The 7,897-nt window shown below is 72.2% G+C and carries 6 protein-coding genes; 3 read left to right on the top strand and 3 right to left on the bottom strand.

The window, feature by feature from the left end:
- Nucleotides 1-177: 177 nt before the first annotated feature.
- A complete protein-coding gene (locus AB0H52_RS27425; RefSeq protein ID WP_357951071.1) occupies nt 178-3,729 on the bottom strand; it encodes a S8 family serine peptidase in 3,552 nt (1,183 codons plus the stop codon).
- Between the two features lie 137 nt (nt 3,730-3,866).
- Between AB0H52_RS27425 and AB0H52_RS27430 the strand changes: the two genes are divergently transcribed.
- Both AB0H52_RS27430 and AB0H52_RS27435 read left to right on the top strand, forming a co-directional pair.
- Nucleotides 3,867-4,811 carry an RNA polymerase sigma-70 factor gene (locus AB0H52_RS27430; protein WP_357951074.1) on the top strand — a complete coding sequence of 315 codons (945 nt, stop codon included), beginning with the start codon at nt 3,867-3,869 and terminating at the stop codon, nt 4,809-4,811.
- An 83-nt stretch (nt 4,812-4,894) separates the two neighbouring features.
- Nucleotides 4,895-6,082, top strand: coding sequence for an FAD-dependent oxidoreductase (locus AB0H52_RS27435; RefSeq protein ID WP_357951077.1), 1,188 nt, complete (start codon nt 4,895-4,897; stop codon nt 6,080-6,082).
- A 9-nt stretch (nt 6,083-6,091) separates the two neighbouring features.
- Here the strand turns inward: AB0H52_RS27435 and AB0H52_RS27440 are convergent, their stop codons facing one another.
- Complete coding sequence (locus tag AB0H52_RS27440) at nt 6,092-6,982, bottom strand: NmrA family NAD(P)-binding protein (protein ID WP_151488318.1); 891 nt, start codon at nt 6,980-6,982, stop codon at nt 6,092-6,094.
- A gap of 86 nt (nt 6,983-7,068) precedes the next feature.
- Between AB0H52_RS27440 and AB0H52_RS27445 the strand changes: the two genes are divergently transcribed.
- Nucleotides 7,069-7,608, top strand: coding sequence for a helix-turn-helix domain-containing protein (locus AB0H52_RS27445; protein WP_151488311.1), 540 nt, complete (start codon nt 7,069-7,071; stop codon nt 7,606-7,608).
- 87 nt (nt 7,609-7,695) lie between these two features.
- On the opposite strand, the gene AB0H52_RS27450 is transcribed toward AB0H52_RS27445, so the two are convergent.
- A partial coding sequence (locus AB0H52_RS27450; protein WP_357951081.1) for a hypothetical protein occupies nt 7,696-7,897 on the bottom strand: 202 nt, incomplete at its 5' end.

Below are 7,897 nucleotides of genomic sequence, written 5' to 3' on the forward strand. Positions count from 1 at the left end.
ACATCCGTCCGCCTCTTCCCCTGCCCCAACAGTGCTCCACCAGGGGCTTTACCGTCTTGTCCGGTTCGCGACAGTGCTGCCGACTTGCCCATCAATAGGGCGGACTGCGGACCGGGTCGGCGGCCCGGACGGCCGCGGTTGGTCCCGGCCCGGCCGGAGGGCCGGGCCGGGACCATCTCAGCGGACGCCGAACGCGCGGATCACCGTCTGGGTGACGGAGCCGTGCTTCGCGGCGTCGGTGGCGGTCGCCCGGACGCTGACGAACCGGGCCGACCTCGGGGCGTCGAGCGTGCCGGAGCGGCCGAGCTTCCGCCACGTGCGACCGTCGTCGTAGGACACCTCGACGCGGGTCGCCGAGCCCAGCGGCCTGCCGTCGATCCGGCTCGCGGTGACCCCGAGCCGGGCATGCCGCGACGCCACACCGGACCGGCTGGTCGCCACCTGGTAGTCGAGTTGCACCAGGTCGAACGGAACGGACTCCACGTGCTCCAGGTCCGGTGCCGGGGAGCGGAAGGCCCACTCGGTGTCCGTGCGGGTGCTGTACGGCGTCACACTGCCGTCGTGGGAGGTCTGCACGACCATCCGCAGGGACTTCGCCGCCGCACCGACCTCGGCGATCAGGATGTCCCCGTCGGCCCTGCCGAGTTCGGTGCCGCCGTCGTGGAGCGCGATGGTCTGGGTCGCACCCCCGGCCAGGATGCCCTGGTGGTGGGGGTCGCCGTCACCGAAGGCGGGGATGCCGAAGACGCCGACGAGTTCACCGATCCGCGCCGGGGCCGGGAACGGGCCGTCGTCGAAGAGCCGGGGCCGACCGATCGGCGCGAACCAGGAGGTGGTCGTGGTGTGGCCGACCGGATACGAGTGCGCGTCCGACAAGATCATCATTTCGGGTGCGCCGGCCTGCTCACGCCACTCCCCACTGGACACCCAGTCGGTGCGCCGGCCCTGCACCGGGATGGGCACGATCGGCCCGATGAGGGACGAGCCGGGCCGGTCGGGGTGGGCGTCGCCGCGGGTGAGATAACCCGTACCCGCGCTGCGGCTGCGGAAGTCCTGCTCCACGCGGGCCAGGTCGCGTTCGCGCGGTCGCCAGGTGAGGTCGGCAGGGATCGCGCCGGTGTGCCACCGGTTGAGGTCGTAGACGTAGCGCGGCTCCGGATGCGACTCCACGGTGACCGTCGACCGTCCGAGCAGGGTCAGCAGGCGCTCCCCCGGGTCGCGGGCGATGGCGGCGACCGGCAGCGGCGTACTCGGGTCGCCCACCTCCCACCAGGCGTCCAGTCGGCCCGGACCGGTGTTGACGATGAGGAGCATCGTCGCGCCGGCCCGGTGGGCGGCGTCCGCCTGCGCGATCGCGGTCGGCACGTCGACGTACCGGACGACGGCCACCTTGCCGCGGGCCGGTGCGAACGACCCGCCGGGCGGGATCAGCACCGCGCCCTGCCGGTAGACGCCCTCGGGGAGTCTCGACGAGCCGGACTGCGAGAGCAGATCGTCGAAGCGTTCACCGGCCGCGGTGAGCGACAGCATCGGCTCGGTGGAACTCCAGCGGGTGCCGAACGTGAAGGCGCCCTGGGTGACCTTGCGCCCGGTCGGCGTCGCCCAGATGCTGTCGTACTGCGGGCCCAGGACGTAGTCGTCGCCGAACGGGTACCTGCCGGGGTGCGAGCGGAACAGGTCGACCCGCAGCTGCGCGAGGCTGCTCCGCGACGGGGTCACCGCGCGGGCCTGGACGAGCGTGCGGCCGTCCAGGAGCACCTCACGGTCGCTGTCGAGGACGACCTCGGGCGCGGCCAGCACGGCGCGGCCCAACGAGTGCGGTCCATTGGCGCCCGGCACGTCGGCGTACATCCACATCGCCCACGTGCTCGCGGGGAGGCGCACCGTCAGCGTTCCGCCGGCGTCGACCTCGAAGACCCTCGGGACGGTGTCGTTCAGCACGTCCTTCATGATCAGGACGCCGCTCAGCGGCTTGCCGTCCGGGCCCTTGCCGGTCACCGTGAGGTTCGCGTGCTTGGCTTCCCGGTTGAGACCCACGACGGTGCGCAGGGATGTGCCGTCCGCGCCGGTGGCGGTCACCGACCCGATCGCGTACGTGCCGTCCGGCATCGGGTCGAGCGGTGCGAGCACCGTCGCCGTGGCGGTTCCCCGCGCCGGCACGGTCACCCGCGGTTGCGGCAGCGTGAACGCCGGTCCGGTGACCGACAGGTCGAGCGTCACCGCCCGGTCGCCCGTGTTCGTGTACGTGATCGTCTGCTCGGCCTGCTGCCCCGGCGAGTACGGCCAGCGCAGCCCGGCGAAGGTGGTGCCGGTGGCGAACACCGTGGCGTGCACGGCGGCGTCCACGTCCACGCGACCGCTTCCGGCCCATTCCAGCGGATGCCGCGGCGTCGCCTTGCTGGTGCTCATCAGCGCGTCCTTGAGGCGCGCGCCGGTCCAGTCCGGGTGGGTCGCGGCGAGCAGGGCGGCCGCGCCGGCCACGTGCGGCGTGGCCATCGAGGTACCGCTCATCGTCTGGTACGCGCCCTCGCCCGCGGCCGCGTACTGGGACCTGGCGGCCAGGATGTCGACGCCCGGCCCGGTGATGTCGGGCTTCGGCGCGTTGTCGCCGTGGCGCGGGCCACGGCTGGAGAAGACCGCGAGGCGGTCCTGCGCGTCGACCGCGCCGACGGTCAGCGCCGACGCGGCCGCACCAGGCGCGCCGACGGTCACCAGGTCCGGCCCGCTGTTGCCGGCCGCGATCACGAACAGCGTTCCGGTCTCGGCGCTGAGCCGGTCGACCGCGGCGCTGAGCGGGTCGGTTCCGTCGGTCGGAGGGCCGCCCAGGCTCATGTTGACCACCCGTGCCCCTGCGGTACGGGCCGCCCACTCCATGCCGCTGATGATCCAGGAATCCTGGCCCTCGCCCTGGTCGTTGAGCACCTTTCCGATGTGCAGGTCGGCGCCCGGCGCCACACCACGTTCGGCACCGCCCGACGCCGCGCCCGTACCGGCGATCGTGGACGCCACGTGGGTGCCGTGCCCGTGCCGGTCGGTCACCTCCTCGCCGGGAACGAAGCTGGTCGCCTCCTCGATCCGGCCGGCCAGGTCCGGGTGTTCCCGGTCGACGCCGGTGTCGAGCACCGCGACGTCCACGCCCACGCCGGTGTCCCCGCCGGCCCACACCTTCGGGGCACCGATCTGCGCGGTGCTGTCCGCCAGCGCGGCGCGCACCTTGCCGTCCAGCCAGATCCGCGAGACACCACCCCGCATCGACGTGCCCGGGGCGGCGATCGTGGACCAGAACTCCCGGGAGCGCGCCACCGTGATCGCCGCGCCGCCGATGCTCTCCAGCGGACGTACCTCGGCGGCGCTCTTCGGAAGCGCCCGGGCGCCCGCCGCGTACTCGACTATCAGCGGCAGGCGGTCGGCGTGCGCGTCGTCGTAGCCGTCGGCGATCAGCCGGGTCACGTTGAACAGGTCGGCGTCGAGCAGACCGGACGCGACGTACGGCAGCGCGGCGTCCGGGTAGGCGTACGTCTCGCCGCGGAAGGTGCTGACGCGTACCCCTGCGGTGGCCTGCACGCGGGTCACCGCCGTGCCGGTCACGCTGACCTGGTCGCCGGTGATGAGCGTGACCGTACGCGACGGCGACCCGGCGGCCGGCGCGGCCGCGGCGGCCGGTGGGACGGGCAGCGGTGTGGCCATGGTGGCGGCCGTCAGCACGGCCAGTAACGAATTGACGAGCAACGCGACTCCTGTGCGGTAGGAAACGGGTGCACCAAGGCTGCAGAGAACGCATTACGGCGAGGTCAAGGCCTGCTGGCCACGTTGCGCCATGTCCACTCGCCGACAGACGGCGGGACATCCGTGGATACTGTCGAGCCATGCCGCTGACTCCGGACGACGTCGAGGTGTTCGAGCGCTCCAGGGGCCGCCTGGAGGCGATCGCCTACCGCTTGCTGGGCTCGGCGAGCGACGCGGAGGACGCGGTGCAGGACACGTTCCTGCGCTGGCAGGCCGCCGACCGGGAACACGTCGAGACGCCCGAGGCGTGGCTGACGAGGGTGCTCACCAACCTGTGCCTCAACCAGCTCACCTCGGCACGGGCCCGGCGGGTGACCTATGTGGGCACCTGGCTGCCGGAGCCGGTCCTCGCCGGGGACCGGATGCTCGGCCCGGTCGACACGGTCGAGCAGCGGGAGTCGGTCTCGATGGCGGTGCTCACCCTCATGGAGCGGCTGTCCGCCAACGAGCGTGTGGTGTACGTGCTGCGCGAGGCCTTCGGTTACGCGCACGGCGAGATCGCCGAGATCCTCGGCCTCACCGAGTCGAACTGCCAGCAGATCTACCGGCGGGCCAGGCGGCACGTCGCCACCGACCGGGCCCGCGCCGAGGTCGACGAGGCCGCCACCCGCAAGATCGTCGCGGAGTTCCTCGCGGCGGCCAACAGTGGCGAGACGCAGCGGCTGATCGAGCTGCTGACCGACGGCGTGACGAGCGTCGGCGACGGCGGCGGCAAGATCCCGGCCCGGACCACGCCGATCTCCGGTGCGCTGGCGGTGGCGAAGTTCCTGCGCGGCCTGTTCAAGCCCAGCGGCGTCAAGCGGGACCTGGTGGGCGGCAGCCCCGCCCTCTACTCCGCGATCGTCAACGGCGGCCCGGCGGTGGTGGTCGTGATCGACGACCGGGTCGTCGGCGTCATGTCGCTGGAGGTGACGTCCGACGGCGTCGCGGCCATCCACACCCAGGTCAACCCCGACAAGCTCGAACGCGCCACCCGCCAGTGGGCCGCGTCCGAGCACGGGGAGCCGCTGCTCCACGTCTGGTGACCCAGGTCATAGCCGCCCCCTGTCAGGGATCGCGTCGCTGTCCGGTTCAGGAAGCGACCACCCACCGAGACAGGAGTGCCACCATGAAGCACCGCATCGTCGTCCTCGGGGCCGGCTACGCCGGAGCCATCGCGGCCGGACGCCTCGCCAAGCGGCTGCACCCCGACGACACCGAGATCACCGTGGTCAACGCGGAGGCCGACTTCGTCGAGCGGGTTCGCATGCACCAACTCGCCGCCGGGCAGGACCTCAAGCATCGGGCGCTGAGCGATGTCTACGCGGGCACCGGCGTCGAGGTTCGACAGGCGTGGGTCACCGCCGTCGACGCCGACCGCAGGACCGTCGCGCTGACCGACGGGCACGGCGCCGACGAGATCGCGTACGACACGTTGGTCTACGCCCTGGGCAGCGCCGCCGCGGACCACGGCGTGCCCGGTGTCGCCGAGCACGCGTACGACGTCGCCGGCCGGCCGTCGGCGCTGCGGTTGCGCGACCGCCTCGCCCGGCTCGCGGCCGGTGGGACCGTCCTCGTCGTCGGCGGGGGCCTGACCGGCATCGAGGCGGTCACCGAGATCGCGGAGGCCCGGCCGGACCTCCACGTCTCGATCGCCGCCAACGGTGGCCTGGGCGACTGGCTCAACGACAAGGCACAGCAGCACCTGCGCGGTGTCTGCGACCGGCTCGGCATCACCGTCCACGAGCACACCGACATCGCCCGCGTCGAGGCGACCGGTGCGGTCACCGCCGACGGCCGGGTGCTCCCGGCGGACGTGACGGTGTGGACGGCCGGCTTCGCCGTCCACCCCATCGCCGCCGCCACGACCCTCGCGGTCGCGGCGACCGGCCAGATCATCGTCGACACCACGATGCGCTCCGTCTCCCACCCCGAGGTGTACGCGGTGGGCGACGCCGGACTGGCCGACGGGCCGGGTGGCAAGCCGCTGCGCATGTCCTGCGCCTCGGGCACCCCGATGGCCTGGCAGGCCGCCGACGCGATCGCCGCGCGCCTCACCGGCCGGAAGAAGATCCCGAAGGCGCCGTTGCGCTACTTCAACCAGTGCATCAGCCTCGGCCGCCGCGACGGCATCATCCAGTACGTCACCGCCGACGACCGGGCCAGGCCGTCCCTGCTCACGGGCCGGCTGGCGGCCCGCTACAAGGAGATCGTGTGCAAGGGCGCCGCCTGGAGCATCTCGCACCCGATCCCGTACCCGGTACGCCGCCACCGCATCATCGCGACCCGGTCGGAGAGGCTCACGACGATGTCGTGAGCCGTGAGGTCAGGAGAAGGTGCGCCGTGCCCAGGTACGGAAGTCGGTGGTGGGCAGGCCGAGCGACCGGGCGTTCTCCGGACGGGCCGGGCTGCCGTTCTCGTTGATCCGCTCGACCGCGTTGACCATGGCCGGGAGCAGGCCGCGCTCGACCGCCTCCTGCGGGGTGAGCACGGGCGCGGCGATCTCCCGGCCGGTGACCTCGGTGAGGATCGCCGCGACCTCGGTGATGGTGAGCAGGTCGCCGGCGAGTTCGACGTCGAGGCCACCGAACCTTTCCGGGTCGGTGAACGCGATCGCCGCGGCTTCGCCGATGTCGTCGACGGCGATCCAGGGCAGCCGCGTGTCGGCGGCGAAGCCGGTGATGATGGTGCCGCTGGACCAGTCGCCGAAGAGGTAGGACCAGCCGACGAGGTTCTCCATGAAGGTCGAGGGCAACAGCACGGTCCAGTGCGCGAAGCCGCCGGTGCGCACCATCTCGTCGATGGATGCCTTGCTCTCCCAGTAGTGCCGGTCCCAGCGCCCTTCGGCCCAGCCCGGCTGGCTGCGGTGGAAGTCACCGGCACCGGAGACACTGCTGTGCACCACGTGCGACACACCGGCCCGGCGTGCGGCCTCGACCACGTTGCGGCCGCGGGTCAACTCGGCGTCGCCCTGCATGTTCGTCACGTCGGGGTACGGGATGGAGAAGACGCCGTCCATCCCCTCGGCCGCGGCGAGCAGCGACGCCGCATCGTCCAGGTCACCCGTGACCAGCTCGGCGCCCCGCTTGAGCAGAGCCTGGGCGTTGTCGGCGTCGGGATCGCGGACCAGGGCACGGATCGCGACCCCACGATCGAGCAGCGCGCGGGCCGTCGCCCCGCCCTGCTTGCCCGTCGCACCGATGACAAGGACAACCATGTTCGCCTCCGACAACAAGTGGGGCCTCCCCCCACTTCTCGTCGGCTACGATATGGGGGACCACCCCACTTTGGCAACGGCGGGCCATGAGAGCGGACGCACAACGCAACTACGACCTCATCGTCACGGCGGCCTCCGCGGCGATCGCCCGCGAGGGCGCCTACGCGTCGCTGGAGGAGATCGCCCGATCCGCCGGCGTGGGTTCGGCGACCCTGCACCGACACTTCCCGTCCCGCTGGTCCCTGCTCCAGGCCGTCTTCCGCACCTGCGTCCGCAACCTGGCCGCCCGCGCCGACGACCTACTGGCCGAACCGGACGCGCTCGCCGCGTTCACCACCTGGTTGCACGAGGTCACCGCGTACGCCACGACGACCCGCGGCCTGGCGGTGACGCTGCTGAACGCGCCACCCGAGGAGGACGGGACCTGCGGCGCGACGCTCACCGCGGCAGGCGAGAAGCTGCTGCGCCGAGCCACGGACCAGGGCTCCGTACGCTCGGACGTCACGATGACGGACGTGCTGACCCTCGCCAACGCGATCTCGCTCGCCGCGCAGCCGGCCGACGCGGCCAAGGCGGAGCGGCTGCTGACCCTCGCCCTGGCGGGAATTCAGCCACCCGGGCGGTAACCGCCTAGTACGGCAGCCGCCATTAGCAGTCTGACCTGCTGGGATGTGGTGGGGGCGGCGTCCGACATGGACGCAGCCGCCCGTTGATCATGTGTTTGTGAAGACAACAAGATCGAAGGCGGCTGCTGCTGCCAGCATAGAGGCTGCCCGGGCGGCCCGGACCGCGGGTGAGTTGCTGGGACGGCTGCGGTCGTGTTTCGCACGGACGCAGACCTGGCAGCACGCGGGCCGGTACGTATCGGCGCTGGTCAGCGATATCCCGAAGCGGAACGGGTGGACGATCGCGCAA

The sequence above is a fragment of the Micromonospora sp. NPDC050695 genome, assembly GCF_040654415.1.
Taxonomy (GTDB): Bacteria; Actinomycetota; Actinomycetes; order Mycobacteriales; family Micromonosporaceae; genus Micromonospora.

Coding starts and splice junctions, on each gene's coding strand:
- AB0H52_RS27440 (WP_151488318.1), bottom strand. CDS start 6,982: ATGGTTGTCCTTGTCATCGGTGCGACGGGCAAGCAGGGCGGGGCGACG.
- AB0H52_RS27430 (WP_357951074.1), top strand. CDS start 3,867: ATGCCGCTGACTCCGGACGACGTCGAGGTGTTCGAGCGCTCCAGGGGC.
- AB0H52_RS27445 (WP_151488311.1), top strand. CDS start 7,069: ATGAGAGCGGACGCACAACGCAACTACGACCTCATCGTCACGGCGGCC.
- AB0H52_RS27435 (WP_357951077.1), top strand. CDS start 4,895: ATGAAGCACCGCATCGTCGTCCTCGGGGCCGGCTACGCCGGAGCCATC.